At 65.0% G+C, this 254-nt stretch carries 1 protein-coding gene; it reads left to right on the plus strand.

Annotation, left to right across the window (positions count from 1 at the left end):
* Positions 1-15 precede the first annotated feature (15 nt).
* A partial coding sequence (locus tag RMT89_RS44305; RefSeq protein ID WP_315889413.1) for a hypothetical protein occupies positions 16-254 on the plus strand: 239 nt, incomplete at its 3' end.

Below are 254 nucleotides of genomic sequence, written 5' to 3' on the forward strand. Positions count from 1 at the left end.
ACCAGCTGGGGACCGATGGCGCCTGTCACGATCAAACCCACACGGTTCGATATCGCGATCGCTGACGCGATCGCAGCCCATACCGATGACGACATTGAGGATGCCGCCGACGCGCTCACCTGGGGTGCCGACGAGCACGTGCTGCTCGCGCTCGCGGCGGCAGGCTGGCTCTACGTTCAGCTCCGCAAGCCGCAGCAACGTCCGATCGCAAATCACGTCCTGGCCGTTTCACTGGTGACGGCTGTGCTGCCGCA

The sequence above is a fragment of the Streptomyces sp. P17 genome (assembly GCF_032436805.1).
Taxonomy (GTDB): domain Bacteria; phylum Actinomycetota; class Actinomycetes; order Streptomycetales; family Streptomycetaceae; genus Streptomyces.